This is a genomic window from Pseudomonas imrae, from assembly GCF_046352735.2.
Classification (GTDB): domain Bacteria; phylum Pseudomonadota; class Gammaproteobacteria; order Pseudomonadales; family Pseudomonadaceae; genus Aquipseudomonas; species Aquipseudomonas imrae.
Genome location: NZ_CP110853.2, coordinates 4,777,831 through 4,796,797, shown reverse-complemented (window position 1 = coordinate 4,796,797; position 18,967 = coordinate 4,777,831). Strand labels below are relative to the sequence as shown.

The 18,967-nt window shown below is 56.8% G+C and carries 24 protein-coding genes; 21 read left to right on the top strand and 3 right to left on the bottom strand.

Going from position 1 to position 18,967, the window contains the following annotated elements; translation table 11 throughout:
* Positions 1-16 precede the first annotated feature (16 nt).
* The 17 genes from rplE to bfr all read left to right on the top strand — a co-directional run bounded on the left by rplE (position 17) and on the right by bfr (position 10,282).
* A complete protein-coding gene (gene rplE / locus OQ460_RS21865; protein ID WP_410019392.1) occupies positions 17-556 on the top strand; it encodes a 50S ribosomal protein L5 in 540 nt (179 codons plus the stop codon).
* 13 nt (positions 557-569) lie between these two features.
* Positions 570-875 (top strand): 30S ribosomal protein S14, encoded by a 306-nt coding sequence (gene rpsN, locus OQ460_RS21860; protein ID WP_003176414.1) that lies wholly within the window; start codon positions 570-572, stop codon positions 873-875.
* Between the two features lie 208 nt (positions 876-1,083).
* Complete coding sequence (gene rpsH / locus OQ460_RS21855; protein ID WP_010566853.1) at positions 1,084-1,476, top strand: 30S ribosomal protein S8; 393 nt, start codon at positions 1,084-1,086, stop codon at positions 1,474-1,476.
* 12 nt (positions 1,477-1,488) lie between these two features.
* Positions 1,489-2,022: a 50S ribosomal protein L6 gene (rplF, locus tag OQ460_RS21850; protein ID WP_003176412.1), complete on the top strand. Its 534-nt coding sequence runs from the start codon at positions 1,489-1,491 to the stop codon at positions 2,020-2,022.
* Between the two features lie 10 nt (positions 2,023-2,032).
* Positions 2,033-2,383: a 50S ribosomal protein L18 gene (gene rplR / locus OQ460_RS21845; RefSeq protein WP_003186037.1), complete on the top strand. Its 351-nt coding sequence runs from the start codon at positions 2,033-2,035 to the stop codon at positions 2,381-2,383.
* Positions 2,384-2,386: 3 nt separating this feature from the next.
* Entirely contained in the window at positions 2,387-2,887 is a 501-nt protein-coding gene (gene rpsE / locus OQ460_RS21840) for a 30S ribosomal protein S5 (RefSeq protein ID WP_003176409.1), read from the top strand.
* A gap of 2 nt (positions 2,888-2,889) precedes the next feature.
* Positions 2,890-3,066, top strand: a complete 177-nt coding sequence (gene rpmD, locus OQ460_RS21835) for a 50S ribosomal protein L30 (RefSeq protein WP_028621547.1) — start codon at positions 2,890-2,892, stop codon at positions 3,064-3,066.
* Between the two features lie 3 nt (positions 3,067-3,069).
* Positions 3,070-3,507 (top strand): 50S ribosomal protein L15, encoded by a 438-nt coding sequence (rplO, locus tag OQ460_RS21830; protein ID WP_003176407.1) that lies wholly within the window; start codon positions 3,070-3,072, stop codon positions 3,505-3,507.
* On the top strand, positions 3,508-4,836 hold the full coding sequence (gene secY / locus OQ460_RS21825) for a preprotein translocase subunit SecY (RefSeq protein ID WP_084379729.1): 1,329 nt from the start codon (positions 3,508-3,510) through the stop codon (positions 4,834-4,836).
* Between the two features lie 27 nt (positions 4,837-4,863).
* Positions 4,864-4,980: a 50S ribosomal protein L36 gene (gene rpmJ / locus OQ460_RS21820; RefSeq protein WP_002555468.1), complete on the top strand. Its 117-nt coding sequence runs from the start codon at positions 4,864-4,866 to the stop codon at positions 4,978-4,980.
* A 129-nt stretch (positions 4,981-5,109) separates the two neighbouring features.
* Positions 5,110-5,466 (top strand): 30S ribosomal protein S13, encoded by a 357-nt coding sequence (gene rpsM, locus OQ460_RS21815; RefSeq protein WP_003194635.1) that lies wholly within the window; start codon positions 5,110-5,112, stop codon positions 5,464-5,466.
* A 30-nt stretch (positions 5,467-5,496) separates the two neighbouring features.
* Complete coding sequence (gene rpsK / locus OQ460_RS21810) at positions 5,497-5,886, top strand: 30S ribosomal protein S11 (protein ID WP_002555466.1); 390 nt, start codon at positions 5,497-5,499, stop codon at positions 5,884-5,886.
* A gap of 18 nt (positions 5,887-5,904) precedes the next feature.
* Entirely contained in the window at positions 5,905-6,525 is a 621-nt protein-coding gene (rpsD, locus tag OQ460_RS21805; protein WP_410019391.1) for a 30S ribosomal protein S4, read from the top strand.
* A gap of 22 nt (positions 6,526-6,547) precedes the next feature.
* Positions 6,548-7,549 carry a DNA-directed RNA polymerase subunit alpha gene (locus OQ460_RS21800; RefSeq protein WP_003176403.1) on the top strand — a complete coding sequence of 334 codons (1,002 nt, stop codon included), beginning with the start codon at positions 6,548-6,550 and terminating at the stop codon, positions 7,547-7,549.
* Positions 7,550-7,590: 41 nt separating this feature from the next.
* On the top strand, positions 7,591-7,977 hold the full coding sequence (gene rplQ, locus OQ460_RS21795; RefSeq protein WP_003176402.1) for a 50S ribosomal protein L17: 387 nt from the start codon (positions 7,591-7,593) through the stop codon (positions 7,975-7,977).
* 236 nt (positions 7,978-8,213) lie between these two features.
* A complete protein-coding gene (locus OQ460_RS21790) occupies positions 8,214-9,662 on the top strand; it encodes a catalase (protein WP_410019390.1) in 1,449 nt (482 codons plus the stop codon).
* A 155-nt stretch (positions 9,663-9,817) separates the two neighbouring features.
* Positions 9,818-10,282 (top strand): bacterioferritin, encoded by a 465-nt coding sequence (gene bfr, locus OQ460_RS21785; protein WP_339530084.1) that lies wholly within the window; start codon positions 9,818-9,820, stop codon positions 10,280-10,282.
* A 68-nt stretch (positions 10,283-10,350) separates the two neighbouring features.
* On the opposite strand, the gene uvrA is transcribed toward bfr, so the two are convergent.
* Positions 10,351-13,185 carry an excinuclease ABC subunit UvrA gene (gene uvrA, locus OQ460_RS21780; protein ID WP_410019389.1) on the bottom strand — a complete coding sequence of 945 codons (2,835 nt, stop codon included), beginning with the start codon at positions 13,183-13,185 and terminating at the stop codon, positions 10,351-10,353.
* A gap of 178 nt (positions 13,186-13,363) precedes the next feature.
* On the opposite strand from uvrA, the gene OQ460_RS21775 reads away from it, so the two are divergent.
* Complete coding sequence (locus tag OQ460_RS21775; RefSeq protein WP_410019388.1) at positions 13,364-14,758, top strand: MFS transporter; 1,395 nt, start codon at positions 13,364-13,366, stop codon at positions 14,756-14,758.
* A 9-nt stretch (positions 14,759-14,767) separates the two neighbouring features.
* Positions 14,768-15,283, top strand: a complete 516-nt coding sequence (locus tag OQ460_RS21770) for a single-stranded DNA-binding protein (protein ID WP_410019387.1) — start codon at positions 14,768-14,770, stop codon at positions 15,281-15,283.
* Positions 15,284-15,349: 66 nt separating this feature from the next.
* Here OQ460_RS21770 and OQ460_RS21765 read toward each other — a convergent pair whose 3' ends face one another.
* Positions 15,350-16,174, bottom strand: coding sequence for an alpha/beta fold hydrolase (locus tag OQ460_RS21765; protein WP_410019386.1), 825 nt, complete (start codon positions 16,172-16,174; stop codon positions 15,350-15,352).
* A 314-nt stretch (positions 16,175-16,488) separates the two neighbouring features.
* Between OQ460_RS21765 and tam the strand changes: the two genes are divergently transcribed.
* Positions 16,489-17,250, top strand: a complete 762-nt coding sequence (gene tam, locus OQ460_RS21760; protein ID WP_410019385.1) for a trans-aconitate 2-methyltransferase — start codon at positions 16,489-16,491, stop codon at positions 17,248-17,250.
* 13 nt (positions 17,251-17,263) lie between these two features.
* Here the strand turns inward: tam and OQ460_RS21755 are convergent, their stop codons facing one another.
* Positions 17,264-17,824: a cysteine hydrolase family protein gene (locus OQ460_RS21755; protein WP_410019384.1), complete on the bottom strand. Its 561-nt coding sequence runs from the start codon at positions 17,822-17,824 to the stop codon at positions 17,264-17,266.
* 96 nt (positions 17,825-17,920) lie between these two features.
* Between OQ460_RS21755 and OQ460_RS21750 the strand changes: the two genes are divergently transcribed.
* The gene (locus OQ460_RS21750) at positions 17,921-18,913 is read left to right on the top strand and encodes a GlxA family transcriptional regulator (protein ID WP_410019383.1); all 993 of its coding nucleotides are present in this window, start codon (positions 17,921-17,923) and stop codon (positions 18,911-18,913) included.
* Positions 18,914-18,967: the final 54 nt, after the last annotated feature.

Here is an 18,967-nt window from a genome sequence, read left to right as displayed (position 1 = left end):
TGCTAGGTAGAAGACCATGGCACGACTACAAGAGATTTACCGGAAGGAAATCGCTCCCAAGCTTAAGGAAGAACTTAAGCTCGGGAACGTGATGGAAGTTCCGCGCGTTACCAAAATCACCCTGAACATGGGTCTGGGCGAAGCGATCGGCGACAAAAAAGTCATCGAGCACGCTGTTGCTGACCTGGAAAAGATCACCGGCCAGAAAGTCATTGTGACCTACGCTCGGAAATCCATCGCTGGCTTTAAAGTCCGTGAAGGTTGGCCGATCGGCGTCAAAGTGACCCTGCGTCGCGAGCGTATGTACGAATTCCTGGATCGTCTGCTGTCGATCTCCCTGCCTCGGGTCCGCGACTTCCGCGGCCTGAATGCCAAGTCCTTCGATGGTCGTGGTAACTACAGCATGGGCGTGAAAGAGCAGATCATCTTCCCGGAAATCGACTACGACAAGATCGATGCTCTCCGCGGTCTGGACATCACCCTGACCACCACTGCCAAGAACGATGATGAAGGCCGCGCTCTGCTGCGTGCGTTCAAATTCCCGTTCCGCAACTGATTGGAGTAGGACCATGGCCAAGATGAGCATGAAAAACCGCGAGCTGAAGCGTCAGCTCACGGTTGCCAAGTACGCCAAGAAGCGTGCAGCACTGAAAGCTATCATCGTTGATCTGAACGCAAGTCCAGAAGCGCGTTGGGAAGCTACAGTTGCTCTGCAGAAGCAGCCACGTGACGCAAGCGCTTCGCGCATGCGTAACCGCTGCCGCCTGACCGGTCGTCCACACGGCGTTTACCGCAAGTTCGGCCTCGGCCGTAACAAACTGCGTGAAGCGGCAATGCGTGGTGACGTACCAGGTCTGGTTAAAGCTAGCTGGTAAGTACTTTCGAAGTCCAGGCGGCCAGGATCGCAAGATACTGACCGCCGGTGGCCTAGAATCTGGAACAAGCCCCTTTTGGGGCTTGTTTCATTTCTGCAGTGTGTCTAAAATACGCGGCTCGCCTGAGCCCGTGTTTTTTATGCTCGGAGATTCTCGGCGACATATGTAGCCGCAAGGCTAATTTTTTTGTATTAGGAGCGTCTAGCCCATGAGTATGCAGGACCCGTTAGCGGACATGCTAACTCGTATCCGTAATGCCCAGATGGCTGAAAAGTCCGTCGTAAGCATGCCATCTTCCAAGTTGAAGGTAGCTGTTGCCAAAGTCCTGAAAGACGAAGGCTACATTGCGGGTTATCAGATCAGCAGCGAAACCAAGCCACTGCTGTCCATCGAGCTGAAGTACTTCGAAGGCCGTTCGGTCATCGAGGAAGTGAAGCGCGTTAGCCGTCCAGGCCTGCGTCAGTACAAGTCCGCTGAGGATCTGCCGAAAGTTCGTGGCGGTCTTGGCGTGTCTATCGTCTCCACCAACAAAGGTGTGATGACGGATCGTGCTGCGCGCGCTGCCGGTGTCGGCGGCGAAGTTCTTTGCACTGTGTTCTAAGGGGGGATAAGCATGTCTCGCGTCGCTAAGAACCCCGTTAAGCTGCCAGCCGGTGTCGAAGTCAAATTCGCAGGCCAACAGCTTTCGGTGAAGGGTGCCAAGGGTACTCTTGAACTGAACATCCATTCGTCCGTTGAGATCGTTGAAGAAGCTGGTGAGCTGCGTTTCGCTGCTCGCAATGGCGATCAACAAACTCGCGCAATGGCCGGTACCACGCGTGCGTTGGTAAACAACATGGTCCAAGGCGTAAGCCAAGGCTTCGAGCGTAAGCTCCAGCTGGTCGGTGTTGGTTACAAAGCGCAAGCAAAAGGCACGGTTTTGAACCTGGCCCTTGGCTTCTCGCACCCAGTGGATTACGAACTGCCGGAAGGCATCACCGCTGAGACTCCTAGCCAGACCGATATCCTGATCAAGGGCATCGATAAGCAGCTAGTAGGTCAAGTGGCCGCTGAGATCCGCGACTTCCGTCCACCAGAGCCGTACAAAGGCAAAGGTGTGCGCTACGCGGACGAAGTCGTCCGTCGTAAAGAAGCCAAGAAGAAGTAGGGCATAGCAAATGACCGACAAAAAAGTTACTCGACTGCGTCGCGCTCGCAAAGCACGCCTGAAAATGCACGAACTCGAAGTCGTGCGTCTCTGCGTGTTCCGCTCGTCGCAGCACATCTACGCCCAGGTCATCTCGGCCGACGGCAACAAAGTCCTGGCAAGCGCCTCGACTTTGGATAAAGAACTGCGTGATGGTGCCACTGGCAACATCGACGCGGCCACTAAGGTTGGCCAGCTGGTCGCTACGCGTGCTAAGGCCGCTGGCGTCTCGCAAGTGGCTTTCGACCGCTCTGGCTTCAAGTACCACGGTCGCGTTAAAGCGCTGGCTGATGCTGCTCGTGAAGCTGGGCTGGAGTTCTAAGTTATGTCAAATAACGACCAAAAGCGCGACGAAGGCTACATTGAGAAGCTGGTTCAAGTTAACCGCGTAGCCAAAACCGTTAAAGGCGGCCGTATCTTCACTTTCACCGCGTTGACCGTGGTTGGTGATGGTAAAGGGCGTGTTGGCTTCGGCCGTGGCAAGTCACGTGAAGTGCCTGCCGCGATCCAGAAGGCAATGGAAGCTGCTCGTCGCAACATGATTCAAGTTGATCTGAACGGCACCACGCTGCAGTACGCAATGAAGTCTGCCCATGGCGCTTCGAAGGTGTACATGCAGCCTGCTTCTGAAGGTACCGGTATCATCGCTGGCGGCGCTATGCGTGCTGTCCTCGAAGTTGCTGGCGTCCAGAACGTTCTGGCCAAGTGCTACGGCTCGACTAACCCGGTAAACGTGGTTCACGCCACTTTCAAGGGTCTGAAAGCCATGCAATCTCCTGAGTCCATTGCCGCCAAGCGTGGCTTGACTGTCAAGGAGATCTTCTGATCATGGCTACCGTTAAAGTAACGCTGATCAAAAGCATGACCGGTCGCATCCCTAACCACAAATTGTGCGTTAAGGGTTTGGGTCTGCGTCGCATCGGTCACACTGTAGAAGTAGTTGATACTCCCGAGAATCGCGGGATGATCAACAAGGCTTACTACATGCTGCGTGTCGAGGGTTAATCGATGAAACTCAATGATCTGAGTCCAGCGCCGGGTTCCCGTCGCGAAAAGCATCGTCCGGGCCGTGGTATCGGTAGCGGTTTGGGGAAGACTGGTGGCCGTGGCCACAAAGGTCAAACCTCCCGCTCCGGTGGTACCATCGCTCCAGGCTTTGAAGGCGGTCAACAGCCGCTGCATCGTCGCCTGCCTAAGTTCGGTTTCGTATCCCTGAAAGCCATGGACCGCGCAGAAGTGCGTCTGTCCGAGCTGGCTAAAGTGGAAGGCGACATCGTTACTGTGCAGACCCTGAAAGATGCCAACGTGATCAACGTCAACGTACAGCGTGTGAAAATCATGTTGTCCGGTGAAGTGACTCGCGCTGTCACTATCGGCAAGGGAATCGGCGCCACCAAGGGTGCGCGTTCGGCTATCGAAGCAGCTGGCGGCAAGTTCGAGGAATAAATGGCTAAGCAAGGTGCTCTCTCAGCGCTCGGCAAAGGCGGTATGTCTGAACTTTGGGCTCGTCTGCGTTTTCTGTTCCTGGCGATTATCGTCTACCGAATAGGCGCACACATCCCGGTTCCAGGTATCAACCCGGACCGACTCGCAGACCTGTTTCGACAGAATGAGGGGACCATTCTTAGCTTGTTCAACATGTTTTCCGGCGGCGCGCTGGAACGGATGAGCATCTTTGCATTGGGGATCATGCCGTACATCTCGGCATCGATCATCATGCAGCTGATGACCGCCGTGAGCCCGCAGTTGGAGCAGTTGAAGAAGGAAGGTGAGGCTGGCCGTCGCAAGATTAGCCAGTACACCCGCTACCTCACTGTCGCTCTTGCTCTTGTCCAGGCTATTGGCATGTCCATAGGCCTGGCAGGGCAGGGCGTAGCGTTCACTGGTGACTTTGGCTTCCATTTCGTTGCGGTAACCACGTTTGTGGCTGGTGCGATGTTCATGATGTGGCTGGGTGAGCAGATTACTGAGCGTGGAGTTGGCAACGGTATCTCGATGTTGATTTTCGCAGGTATCGTCGCCGGTCTTCCGAGGGCAATCGGGCAGTCTTTCGAGTCTGCGCGTCAGGGTGATATTAATATCTTTGCTCTGGTTGCCATCGGTCTGCTGGCAGTAGCGATTATCGGTTTTGTGGTGTTCATTGAGCGTGGTCAGCGTCGTATAGCTGTTCACTACGCCAAGCGTCAGCAGGGCCGTAAGGTGTTTGCTGCGCAGACTAGCCATTTGCCTTTGAAAGTGAACATGGCCGGCGTTATTCCGGCCATTTTCGCAAGCAGCATTTTGCTGTTCCCGGCTTCGCTGGGGGCCTGGTTCGGTCAGTCTGATGGTCTGGGCTGGCTGCAGGACCTCTCGCAGTCAATCGCTCCTGGTCAGCCGTTGAATATTCTGCTGTTTAGTGCAGGGATTATTTTCTTCTGCTTCTTCTATACGGCGTTGATGTTCAATCCGAAAGACGTAGCGGAAAACCTGAAGAAGTCCGGTGCCTTTATTCCGGGTATCCGTCCAGGCGAACAGTCGGCGCGCTACATTGATGGCGTTTTGACTCGTTTGACCTTGTTCGGTGCTCTTTATATGACGGCCGTATGCTTGCTTCCCCAGTTCCTGGTGGTTGCAGCAAACGTTCCGTTCTACCTTGGCGGGACCTCGTTGCTGATCGTGGTCGTGGTTGTGATGGACTTCATGTCCCAAGTACAATCGCACCTCGTTTCGCACCAGTACGAATCCCTGATGAAGAAAGCCAACCTGAAGGGTTACGGCAGCGGCATGTTGCGCTGAGTACCCATAAGGTTCGAGGAGTTGGTGATGAAAGTTCGTGCATCGGTGAAAAAGCTGTGCCGTAACTGCAAGATTATTCGCCGCGAAGGTGTTGTTCGAGTAATTTGCAGCGCGGAACCGCGTCACAAACAGCGCCAAGGCTGAGTGTGATCCGCTTGAAGCCCGGTAGCTAGTGCGCTACCGGGTTGATTATTTGTTATTACAGCGATATTATCTCGCGCCCTATTTCTTGGCTTCCGGGGCGTAGGTAGCTGTCAATTGGAGTCCCACTGAATGGCCCGTATTGCAGGCGTTAACATTCCAGATAACAAGCACACTGTTATCTCGCTGACCTACATCTATGGTGTTGGTCGCACTACTGCGCAGAAAATTTGCGCAGTTGCTGGGGTAAACCCAGCCGCTAAGATCAAGGATCTGAGCGACGAGCAGATTGAACAGCTGCGTGGCGAAGTGGCGAAGTTCACCACTGAAGGTGACCTGCGTCGCGAAATCAACATGAAAATCAAGCGTTTGATGGACCTCGGTTGCTATCGCGGTCTGCGTCATCGTCGTGGTCTTCCAGTGCGCGGTCAGCGTACCAAGACTAACGCGCGTACCCGTAAAGGTCCGCGTAAGCCGATCCGCAAGTAATCGCCCCAGCGAATCGACAGGAAAATTATCATGGCAAAACCTGCTGCTCGTCCTCGTAAAAAAGTTAAAAAGACAGTGGTTGATGGCATCGCCCACATCCATGCTTCTTTTAACAACACCATCGTGACCATCACCGACCGTCAAGGTAACGCGCTTTCTTGGGCTACCTCCGGTGGTTCGGGTTTCCGCGGTTCCCGCAAGTCCACCCCGTTTGCTGCTCAAGTAGCTGCTGAACGTGCTGGTCAAGCTGCGCTGGAATATGGCCTGAAAAACCTCGACGTTAACGTCAAGGGCCCAGGTCCAGGTCGTGAGTCTGCTGTCCGTGCATTGAACGGCTGTGGCTATAAGATCGCCAGCATCACCGACGTGACGCCTATCCCGCACAACGGGTGCCGTCCGCCGAAGAAGCGCCGCGTGTAATCCAGGAGATCGTAAAGAATGGCTCGTTACATTGGTCCAAAATGCAAACTCGCTCGTCGCGAAGGCACCGATCTCTTCCTGAAGAGCGGCGTGCGCGCGATCGAATCGAAGTGCAACATTGAAGCAGCACCTGGTATCCACGGCCAACGCCGCGGTCGCCAGTCCGACTACGGCACCCAACTGCGTGAAAAGCAGAAGGTCCGTCGTATCTACGGCGTTCTCGAGCGTCAATTCAGCGGCTACTACAAAGCAGCAGCTGGCAAGAAAGGTGCAACCGGTGAAAACCTGCTGCAACTGCTCGAATGCCGTCTGGACAACGTTGTATACCGTATGGGCTTCGGTTCTACTCGTGCCGAGTCCCGTCAGTTGGTATCGCATAAGTCGATCAGCGTTAACGGTCAGACCGTAAACGTACCGTCCTACCAGATTCGTGCTGGTGACGTGGTTGCTGTTCGCGAGAAAGCAAAAAATCAACTTCGCATTGTCCAAGCTCTCGATCTGTGTGCCCAACGTGGCCGCGTAGAATGGGTAGAAGTAGACACTGAGAAGAAGTCGGGCGTTTTCAAGAACGTTCCAGCTCGCAGTGATCTGTCCGCCGACATCAACGAAAGCCTGATTGTCGAGCTCTACTCCAAGTAAGGGCTAGAAAATAGGTGCATCCATGCAGATTTCGGTAAATGAGTTCCTGACACCCCGCCACATTGATGTGCAGGTTGTCAGTCCAACCCGCGCCAAGATCACTCTCGAGCCTCTCGAGCGTGGTTTTGGCCACACCCTGGGCAACGCGCTGCGCCGCATCCTGTTGTCCTCAATGCCCGGCTGTGCAGTAGTCGAGGCCGAGATTGACGGTGTACTCCACGAGTACAGCGCCATCGAAGGTGTACAGGAAGACGTAATTGAAATCCTGTTGAACCTTAAAGGTCTGGCTATCAAGCTGCACGGTCGTGACGAAGTTACGCTGACCTTGTCGAAGAAGGGTTCGGGGGTGGTTACCGCTGCCGATATTCAGCTGGATCATGATGTCGAGATCGTTAACCCCGATCACGTAATCGCTAACCTGGCGTCTAACGGCGCCCTGAACATGAAGCTCACCGTAGCTCGTGGTCGTGGTTATGAACCGGCCGACTCGCGTCAGAGCGATGAAGACGAAAGCCGCAGCATTGGTCGCTTGCAGCTTGACTCTTCGTTCAGCCCGGTTCGCCGTATCGCATACGTGGTAGAAAACGCCCGTGTCGAACAGCGTACTAACCTGGACAAGCTGGTTATTGATCTGGAAACCAACGGTACTCTGGACCCTGAAGAGGCTATCCGCCGCGCTGCAACCATCCTGCAACAGCAGCTGGCTGCGTTCGTCGATCTCAAAGGTGACAGCGAACCAGTGGTAATCGAGCAGGAAGACGAGATCGATCCGATCCTGCTTCGCCCGGTTGACGATCTGGAACTGACTGTACGTTCGGCTAACTGCCTTAAGGCGGAAAACATTTACTACATCGGTGACCTGATTCAGCGTACCGAAGTAGAACTGTTGAAGACTCCGAACCTGGGCAAGAAATCCTTGACTGAAATCAAGGACGTTCTGGCCTCCCGCGGTCTGTCCCTCGGCATGCGCCTCGACAACTGGCCGCCTGCAAGTCTTAAGAAGGACGACAAGGCGACTGCCTGATCGTCGTAATCACCGAACGTGAGTTTGGTAAGGAATGAACCATGCGTCATCGTAAAAGTGGTCGTCACCTGAGCCGTACCAGCTCGCACCGCAAGGCCATGTTCCAGAACATGGCGGTGTCGCTGTTCGAGCACGAGCTGATCAAAACTACACTGCCGAAAGCTAAAGAACTGCGTCGCGTTGCTGAGCCGCTGATCACTTTGGCCAAGACAGACAGCCTGGCTAACCGCCGTCTGGCTTTCGACCGTACTCGTTCGAAAGCTATCGTTGGTAAGCTCTTCAACGACCTGGGCAAGCGTTACGCTACCCGTGAGGGTGGCTACCTGCGCATCCTCAAGTGCGGCTTCCGCGCTGGCGACAACGCTCCTATGGCGTACGTCGAGTTGGTTGATCGTGCTACTGCTGGCGAAGCTGTATCTGCCGAGTAAGACGACAGTCTGCAACGAAGAACCGGGCCTAGTGCCCGGTTTTTTGTGGCCGTAAAGAAAGTTGGCGGTTTTTAAGTCGACCTTTAGATCCAAAGCAGCTATCTGCTGGAAAGGTTCGTTAGTTATTCTCTATCAAAGCTCATGATTTAATGAATTTGATGACGTCATCTTGATGGTCAATACTCCCACCAAGCCGATTAGCCGGCAGTTCCAAGACTGACCTGAGGAGATTGAGCATGAGCCAGAACAAAACCCTTACCACCGCCAGCGGCGCGCCTGTTGCAGATAACCAGAACTCCCGTTCCGCCGGCCCCCGCGGCCCGTTGTTGCTCGACGATTTTCATCTGATCGAGAAGCTTGCCCATTTCAACCGTGAAAACATCCCGGAGCGTCGTGTACACGCCAAAGGCTCGGGTGCCTACGGTACGTTCACTGTCACCAAAGACATCACTCAATACACCAGCGCCAAGTTGTTTGAGTCCGTGGGTAAGCAAACGCCGACTTTTCTGCGTTTCTCTACCGTAGGGGGTGAGCGCGGCTCGGCAGACACTGAGCGAGACCCGCGGGGCTTCGCTTTGAAGTTCTATACCGAAGAAGGCAATTGGGACATTGTTGGTAATAACACTCCGGTGTTCTTTATCCGCGACCCGCTGAAATTCCCCGATTTTATCCATACCCAAAAACGCCTTCCTCAGAGCAATTTGAAAAGCGCGCAGATGATGTGGGACTTCTGGTCGCACTCCCCTGAGGCGCTGCATCAGGTCACCATTCTGTTTTCGGACCGTGGCATCCCGGACGGCTACCGCCACATGCACGGCTTTGGCAGCCACACTTACAGCTTGATCAACGCCAGCGGCGAGCGTCACTGGGTGAAATGGCATTACAAGACCAAGCAAGGCATCAAGAACCTGACGCCGGCAGACGCAGCGCGCCTGGCAGGTACTGATCCCGATTACGCCCAGCGTGATCTGTTTGGCGCCATTGAGCGCGGCGATTTCCCGAAATGGCGTGTGTGCATTCAGATCATGAGCGAGGCTCAGGCCAACGCTCATTACGAGAACCCGTTCGACGTGACCAAAACCTGGTCGCAAAAAGAGTTTCCGTTGATTGAGGTCGGTGAGTTGGAGTTGAACCGTAACCCGCTCAATTACTTCGCTGAAGTCGAGCAGGCGGCGTTTGGCCCGAGCAACATGGTTCCTGGTGTCGGTCTTTCTCCGGACCGCATGCTGCAAGGTCGCGTGTTTGCGTACGCGGATGCTCACCGCTACCGCGTCGGCACCAATCACCAGCAATTGCCGGTAAATGCCCCTCGCAGCCCGGTCAACAGCTATCAGCGCGACGGGTCCATGGCATTTGGCAATAACGGCGGCGCGGCTCCGAACTACGAGCCCAACAGCTACGCCGATGCACCGAAACAGGCTGGGCAATACGCTGAGCCAGCCTTGGCACTTAGCGGCGTGGCTGATCGTTACGATCACCGCGAGGATTCCGACTACTACAGCCACGCCGGGGCACTGTTTCGCTTGATGAATGATGAGCAGAAAGCGCTGCTGATCAACAACATCGCCGGTGCGATGGATGGTGTTTCAAGCGACGTGGTCCAGCGTCAATTGCAACACTTTCTCAAGGCCGATCAGGCTTATGGAGAAGGAATCGCAAAAGCACTGGGTGTATCGCTTAACTAACTCTAAGTGATAAGCAGAACCGCCCTCATTTGGGCGGTTTTTGCGTTATTTCGGCTGCTTTTCTCTGAAAATCTTCGCTTTTCTGCCGTTCATCCCGTGACCTGAAAGTCAGCATGGTTCAAACTACAGACTTTCAAGCAGGGAGATTCAGGGCGATGCAAGGTCACCCCGACGTAATCGATTATCTCAACACGTTGCTGACGGGCGAACTGGCAGCTCGTGACCAATATTTCATTCACTCGCGGATGTACGAGGACTGGGGTTTCACTGAGCTCTACGAGCGTATCAATCACGAAATGGAAGAAGAGGCTCAGCACGCCGATGCGCTGATGCGCCGTATCCTGATGCTCGAAGGCACGCCGCGCATGCGTCCCGACGACTTGGATACCGGTAGTACCGTGCCGGAGATGTTGGCCGCTGACCTGCGTCTGGAGTACAAAGTCCGTGCAGCCCTGTGCAAAGGCATCGAGTTGTGCGAGCAGCACAATGACTATGTCACCCGGGAAATCCTGCGGGTCCAATTGAACGACACCGAAGAGGATCACACCTATTGGCTGGAAAAGCAGTTGGGTCTGATCAAGCTGGTCGGCCTGGAGAATTACCTGCAATCGCAGTTCTGACTCCGTCAGCGACAAAAAAGCCCCTGTCACCGAGAAGTGACAGGGGCTTTTTCGTAGGCGCGTTAAAATCAGGCCTTGTCGCGCTCCAGCAGTGGCTTGAGGTAATAACCGGTATGAGATTGTGACATCTCGGCGACTTGCTCCGGTGTACCCACCGCAATGATCTGGCCACCCTTGGAGCCGCCTTCCGGGCCAAGGTCTACCAGCCAGTCGGCAGTCTTGATTACGTCCAGGTTGTGCTCGATGACAACGACTGTATTACCGTGGTCGCGCAAGCGATGCAGCACATCCAGCAGTTGCTGAATATCCGCGAAGTGCAGACCTGTGGTTGGCTCATCAAGGATGTACAGGGTTTTACCAGTGTCACGTTTGGACAGCTCACGAGACAGCTTCACTCGCTGGGCTTCACCGCCGGAGAGCGTTGTCGCCGATTGCCCGAGCTTGATGTATGAAAGGCCAACATCCATCAGCGTTTGCAGCTTACGCGCCAGCGCCGGAACCGCATCAAAAAACACCCGGGCTTCCTCGATGGTCATTTCGAGGGTTTCGTGGATGTTCTTGCCCTTGTACTTGATTTCCAGGGTTTCACGGTTATAACGCTTGCTCTTGCACACATCGCACGGCACATAGATGTCCGGCAGAAAGTGCATCTCCACTTTAATCAGGCCATCGCCCTGGCAAGCCTCACAGCGCCCGCCCTTGACGTTGAACGAGAAGCGGCCTGGCCCATAGCCGCGCGAGCGCGACTCCGGCACTCCGGCAAACAGCTCGCGAATCGGGGTGAACAGGCCAGTGTAGGTTGCCGGGTTCGAGCGCGGCGTCCGCCCAATCGGGCTCTGGTCGATGTCGACCACCTTGTCCAAGTGCTCCAGACCTTTGATGCTGTCGTGAGCGGCGGCTTCCAGGGTGGTCGCGCCATTCAGGGCCGTGGCGCTTAACGGATACAACGTGTTGTTGATCAGCGTCGATTTGCCGGAGCCAGATACGCCGGTCACACAGGTCAACAGTCCAAGCGGAATCTCAAGGTCGACATTGCGCAGATTGTTACCGCGTGCGCCCTTGAGGTGCAGGGCCAGTTTCTTGTTGCGCGGGGTACGCTTGGCCGGCACGGCGATTTTTACCCGACCGGATAGATATTTACCGGTCAGCGAGTCTGGATGGGCCATGACTTCGGCGGGAGTGCCTTCTGCCACGATATTACCGCCGTGCACGCCCGCGCCAGGACCGATGTCTACCACATAGTCCGCCAGGCGAATGGCGTCTTCATCGTGTTCGACCACGATCACCGTGTTACCGATGTCCCGCAGGTGTTTCAGCGTGCCCAGCAGGCGATCGTTGTCGCGCTGGTGCAGGCCAATGGACGGCTCGTCGAGAATGTAGAGCACGCCTACCAGGCCTGCGCCGATCTGGCTGGCCAGACGGATACGTTGTGCCTCGCCGCCGGAAAGGGTATCTGCGCTGCGGTCCAGCGAGAGATAGTCCAGGCCGACATTGACCAGGAACTGCAAGCGCTCACGGATCTCCTTGAGGATCTTGTCGGCAATCTCTCCACGGCGTCCGGTCAGCTTGAGTACGCCGAAGTAGTCGCACGCATCGCCGATCGGCAGGTTGGTCACCGCCGGCAGGGTTTTTTCACCGACCCACACATGCCGCGCCTCGCGACGCAGGCGGGTGCCCCGGCAATCCGGGCAGGGTTGTGTGCTGAGGAACTTGGCCAGCTCTTCACGTACGCTGGCCGACTCGGTTTCGCGGTAGCGTCGCTCCAGGTTCGGTACGATGCCTTCGAACGGGTGCGAGCGTTTGATGATATCGCCTCGGTCGTTCAGGTATTTGAAGTCGACGTTCTGTGAGCCGCTGCCATGCAGGATGACTTTCTGCTGCTCTGCCGGGAGTTCCTTGAAGGGTACTTCCAGGCTGAACTTATAGTGCGAGGCCAGTGAGCCGAGCATTTGGAAGTAATAGACGTTACGCCTGTCCCAGCCGCGTATCGCGCCTTCGGCCAGGGTCAGTTCACCATTGACCAGGCGTTTGATGTCGAAGAACTGCTTAACCCCCAGGCCATCGCAGGTCGGGCAGGCGCCCGCCGGGTTGTTGAAGGAAAACAGCTTGGGTTCGAGCTCGCTGATGGCATGGCCGCAGATCGGGCAAGCGAAACGCGCGGAGAAGATGATTTCTTCGCCGGGCTCGTCGTCCATCGGCGCCACGAGGGCGATACCGTCCGCCAGTTTCAGCGCAGTCTCGAACGACTCGGCCAAACGCTGTTGCAGGTCTGCACGTACCTTGAAACGGTCGACCACCACATCAATGGTGTGTTTCTTCTGCTTGTCCAGCTTCGGGGCTTCGTCCAGCTCATAGAGCTTGCCGTTGATCCGTGCCCGCACAAAACCTTGTGCACGCAGCTCTTCAAAAACCGAAAGGTGCTCGCCCTTGCGCTCGCGAATCACTGGCGCCAACAGCATCAGCTTGGCGCCTTCGGGCTGGGCCAGCACCAGGTCGACCATCTGGCTGACGGTCTGGGCCTCCAATGGGATGTCGTGATCCGGGCAGCGGGGAATGCCGACGCGGGCATACAGCAGGCGCAGGTAGTCGTAGATCTCGGTAATGGTGCCGACGGTGGAGCGCGGGTTGTGCGACGTGGATTTCTGTTCGATGGAAATCGCCGGCGACAGTCCCTCGATGGTGTCGACGTCAGGTTTCTCCATCATCGACAGGAACTGGCGGGCGTAGGCCGACAGCGATTCCACGTAGCGGCGTTGCCCTTCGGCATACAGGGTATCAAAGGCCAGGGACGACTTGCCGGACCCAGACAAGCCGGTGATGACGATCAGTTTGTCCCGAGGCAGGGTCAGGTCGATATTCTTCAGGTTGTGGGTTCTAGCCCCACGAATCAGGATCTTGTCCAAGATGGCCTCGCACGGCGGGCGTAAATAATGCAGGAGTATACGGCTAAAGACTGGATGAATATACACTGTCAAATTGCCGGGCGCAGCCTTACATGAAACCTGCGCGGCAAAGCGCCGCATATACCCTCTCAATCGATGGGACTGGTAGAATCGCCGCCGGTTCACACGAGGTTTTTCCATGCACGATCCCCACAGCGAACGCATGAGTAGCGGCGAGACCCGAGCGGCAAGCGGTCTGGCCCTGGTGTTCGCGTTCCGTATGCTTGGCATGTTCATGGTGTTGCCGGTACTGGCGACCTATGGAATGGATCTCGCAGGAGCGACCCCCGCACTGATCGGCCTGGCCATTGGTGCCTATGGCCTGACCCAGGCGATTTTCCAGATTCCGTTCGGGATCATTTCCGACCGTATCGGCCGGCGGCCGGTGATCTACCTTGGGCTGATCGTCTTTGCCCTGGGCAGCGTGCTTGCGGCCCAGTCCGACTCGATCTGGGGCGTGATTGCCGGGCGTATCCTACAAGGTGCCGGGGCGATTTCCGCAGCGGTCATGGCGCTGCTGTCCGATCTGACCCGAGAACAACATCGCACCAAGGCGATGGCCATGATCGGTATGACCATCGGCCTGTCGTTCGCCGTGGCTATGGTAGTTGGCCCGCTGTTGACGCGTGCTTTCGGCTTGCACGGGTTGTTCCTGGTCACGGGCGGCATGGCATTGTTCGGTATCGTGATCGTTGCGTTTATGGTGCCGCGCTCCACAGGGACATTGCAGCACCGTGAGTCCGGTGTCGCCCGACAAGCCCTGTTGCCCACCCTCAAGCATGCAGACCTGCTGCGCCTGGATTTGGGTATCTTCGTATTACACGCGATGTTGATGTGCAGCTTCGTCGCATTGCCCCTGGCCCTGGTTGAAAAAGCCGGGTTGCCCAAGGAGCAGCACTGGTGGGTGTACCTCACCGCGCTGCTGGTTTCGTTCTTTGCCATGATCCCGTTCATCATCTATGGCGAGAAGAAACGCAAAATGAAACGAGTTCTGCTGGGCGCCGTCGCGACATTGATGCTCACTGAGCTATTCTTCTGGCAGTTCGGCGACAGCCTGCGGGCACTGGTAATCGGCACGGTGGTGTTTTTCACCGCGTTCAACCTGCTGGAGGCTTCGTTGCCTTCGCTGATCAGTAAAGTTTCACCGGCAGGTGGCAAGGGCACGGCGATGGGGGTGTATTCCACCAGCCAGTTCCTTGGCTCTGCACTGGGCGGCATCATGGGGGGCTGGATGTTCCAGCATGGCGGTTTGTCGGTTGTGTTCCTGGGATGCGCAGGTCTGGCTGCCCTCTGGCTGGCCTTTGCTGTTACCATGCGCGAACCTCCCTATGTGACGAGTCTGCGCTTGCCGTTATCGCCCGAAGCGATGCGTGAAGCTGGCCTGGCCGAGCGCCTCAAGGCCGTTACCGGGGTTACCGATGCCGTGGTTGTCGCTGAAGAAGTCGCCATCTACATCAAACTAGACACCGAATTATTGGATCGCGCGACGCTCGAGCAACTGGTCAACCCAGTGCCGACAGCGCGCCCAGCTTAGGAGAACGTTATGGCCCGTGGGGTTAACAAAGTCATATTGGTCGGTACATGCGGCCAGGATCCCGAAGTTCGCTACTTGCCTAACGGTAATGCCGTGACCAACCTGAGTCTGGCGACCAGCGAGCAGTGGACCGACAAGCAAACCGGCCAGAAGGTCGAGAAAACCGAATGGCACCGGGTGTCGATGTTCGGCAAGGTGGCAGAAATCGCCGGTGAGTACCTGCGCAAGGGTTCGCAGGTCTACATCGAAGGCAAGCTGCAAACCCGCGAGTGGGAAAAAGACGGCATCAAACGCTACACCACGGAAATCGTGGTCGACATGCAAGGCACCATGCAACTGCTGGGCGGCCGTCCACAAGGCGACCAACAAGGCCAGGGCGGCATGTCCAACGCGGCACCACGTCCACAGCAGTCCCGTCCGCAGCCAAGCCAGCAGCCACAGCGTGAGTCGCGTCCAGCGCCACAACAGGCCGCGCCGCAGCCGGCCGCAGACTTCGATAGCTTTGATGACGATATTCCGTTCTGAGCCATCAGTGACACGCATCACAAAACCGCGGCGCCGACAGGCGGCGCGGTTTTTTTTCGCCCTCAGCTAATACTGCGCAAAACTCAGCATATCCGTGTTGATTCTGTTTTTGTGGGTGTCCGTCAATCCGTGCGGGCCGCCTGAATACACCCGTAACTGTGCATGAGGAATCAATCGTTTGCTTTCCAGGGCTGAAGCCCGGATAGGCACGATTTGATCATCACCGCCATGGATGATGAGAGTGGGCATAGTGAACTGGCCCAAATCCTCTCGAAAATCGGTTTCCGAAAAGGCCTTGATGCTGTCGTAGGTGTTTTTGTGCCCGCCCATCATGCCTTGCATCCAGAATGAGTTGATCAGACCTTGCGAGGCGGCGGCCCCTGGGCGATTGAAGCCAAAGAAAGGGCCGCTGGCCAGATCCAGATAGAGCTGGGAGCGGTTGGCAATGGAGTCAGCACGCATCCCGTTGAAGACCTCGATGGGAGTGCCGCTGGGGTTAGTGTCCGTTTCCAGCATCAAGGGGGTCACGGCGCAGATCAGCCCCGCCTTGGCTATACGCGCGGTGCCATGACGAGCGATGTAACGTGCCACCTCGCCACCTCCGGTGGAAAAGCCGAAGAGAATCACATTGTACAGATCCAGGTGTTCGATTAACTGCGCCAAGTCGTCGGCATAATGGTCCATATCATTGCCTTCCCACGGCTGGCTTGAGCGGCCATGGCCCCGACGGTCATGGGCGATGGCGCGAAAGCCGTTGCTGGCGAAGTGCAGCATCTGCGATTCCCAACTGTCACTGTTCAACGGCCAGCCGTGGCAAAACACAACGGGCTGTCCGCTGCCCCAATCCTTGTAATAAAGATCAATGCCTTCACGAGTTTTCAGATATGGCATGACGTAGCTCCTGTGAAAAGACGACCATTTGTCTACTGGCAGCCAGAAAAATCGTCCGTGGACACTACGCTGGCAACGGCTTCAGCGATTATCGGCAGGCTAAAAAGCCGCGAGGATCAACAGAAATGTTAGCCGGGTTTTGCGAGCGTGCAGCAAGTCAGTGTGTCGTGATCAGTGCAGTATCAATCACCCGAAGTCACCAGGGCTGAGCATCAAAGATGTAGTGCCTACACACGGGCGCGGATCTCTGGATTTGTCCTTGTCGCTCACACAATTTAGGCTGTAGCCAATCTCCAAAAACAAGGAAAGCGGTAATGACCTGGTCCGCCAAGCAGTATTCGACGTTCGAACAACAGCGTACCCGGCCGGTGCGGGACCTGGTTGCGGCGATCCCGGAGATGGACGTGCGCAACGCGGTCGACCTGGGCTGTGGCCCTGGTAACTCCACTCAAGTCCTGGCGCAGCGTTTCCCCAGTGCAACAGTGACCGGCCTGGACAGCTCGGATGACATGCTGGTCAGCGCACGCGACAGGTTGCCCGCGCTCCACTTCGAACTGGCCGACATCGGCACCTGGACGCCGTCACAAAAAGTTGATGTGATCCTCGCCAACGCTTCGCTGCAGTGGCTGCCGGATCACGGCACGCTGTATCCGCACCTGGTCAACCAACTGGCGCCCGCCGGCGTATTGGCCGTGCAAACGCCGGATAACCTCAACGAGCCTGCCCACGCGTTGGCGCGTGAAGTGGCAGCGGACGTTCGTTGGGTGGATAAAATCGGTGCGGTCGAACACAACGTGCGCCACACCGCGAGCTATTACTTCGAGCTGCTTGGCCGGCACTGCGAAACCGTCGACGTATGGCGTACCACCTATCATCATCCGCTCAATGACCATGGTGCGGTGGTGGAGTGGTTCAAGGCGTCGGCATTGCGACCGTTCCTGGCGCCGCTGGACGACACTGAAAAAAGCGCATTTCTCGACGCCTACCTGGCGCGAATCACCGAGGCCTATCCAGCCCTGGCCGACGGCAAGGTGTTGTTGCCGTTTCCGCGCCTGTTCATCATCGCCACCCGCTGAAGTAGCGGGCGGGTCAGTCCGCTGCTTGAGCCCGGTTGAACTCGTCGGCAGACACCACGCTTGCATAACCAAAGGCCAATGAGGCCATGTAGGCACCGTGCACCTGGGCGGCGGGGATGGTCATGCCATTGAACTCCAGGTCCCGCGTGGCGCACGCGTCGTGGATGACGGTGACCTTGTAGCCCATATCTGCCGCAGCCCTTACCACGCCATCGATGCACATGTGGCTCATGCTGCCGACCACCACCAACTCAGTGATGCTGCGTTGCTCCAGCAGTTCGCGCAGGTTGGTCGCGCGAAACGCATTCACGGAGTGTTTAAGCACTACAGGCTCATTGTTTTCGTTCAACACTTTGGGGTGCAAATGCGCGCCTTCCGAGCCTGGGGTGAAGAAGGGCGCCTCGTCGGATTCGAACTCGTGGCGCACGTGAATCACCGTGTCGCCGGCCTGGCGAAAAGTCTGGAGCAGTTGCTGCGCCTTGTCTGCCGCCGCCTCCACGCCGTCAAGCGGCCACTTGCCTTGGGGGAAGTAGTCGTTCTGGATATCGATTAGGATGAGTGCTTGCTTGGCCATGTAGAGGGTCTCGTGATGGGTTGATGCGTCCAGTATCGTGCCTGGCGCGTGGCTCGGGGATTGGCCACACCGACAATAACAGGGGGAAAACTGACAATGGCTGCGGAGCGTGCAGTTGTCGAGTTGGGCGTGCTGATTTATAGCGGCGCGCAGATGGCAGCGGTGCATGGCTTGACCGACCTGTTTGGCGTCGCCAATCGCATTGGCGCCGAATATCAGGTCGAGCAGTTGCCGCTGCTGCGGGTCAGCCACTGGCAGGTTGAGGCCGGTGGTTTGCCTCAGCGCGTATTTGCCAGCCACCCGGGTGCGGATGTGCCTCTGACGGCGATTCTGGTTCCTCCGGCGATCGGCGAGTTCTCCGAGCAGCAGGCTCCGCCGGCGCTGTTGCAATGGCTGCGCGAGCAGCATGCGGGCGGCGCGGTGTTGGGGGGCGTGTGCATCGGCTCGATCATGCTGGCACGCAGCGGCCTGTTGGATGGGCGCTGCGCTACCACCCATTGGGCGTCGGCTGAGTCATTTGCCGTGCGTTTTCCGGCGGTTCGCCTGGAGGCGGATAAGCCGATTGTCGATGATGGCGACCTGATCACCACCGCCGGGTTGATGGCGTGGTCCGAATTGGGCCTGCGCCTGGTGGAACGCTTGCTGGGCCCCAGCATCGCCGCCAGTACCGCGCGTTTTCTGGTGATCGAGCACCGCGACAGTGCCAGCCAGTGCGGCAGTAATTTTGCGCCGATCCTCAATCACGGTGATGGCGCGATTCTCAGGGTCCAGCATTGGCTGCAAGGCAGTGGCGCGGTGGATGTCTCGGTGCCGGAAATGGCGCGGCAGGCCGGTTTGGAAGAGCGCACTTTTTTGCGCCGTTTCCGTTGCGCTACCGGGCTCAAGCCCACCGAGTACTGCCAACACCTGCGAGTAGGTAAAGCGCGGCAGATGCTGGAGTTCACCAACTCAACCATTGATCACATTGCCTGGACCGTGGGTTATCAGGACCCGAGTGCCTTCCGCGCGCTCTTCAAGAAAGTCGCCGGCTTTACTCCCAGTGATTACCGCCATCGTTTTGGCGCAAACTCTGCTGGCATCAGGAATTGAATCGAGGATCGTGCAAAATGCAGCCTCGTCTCAGGCGCGTCGTGCATAACCAAG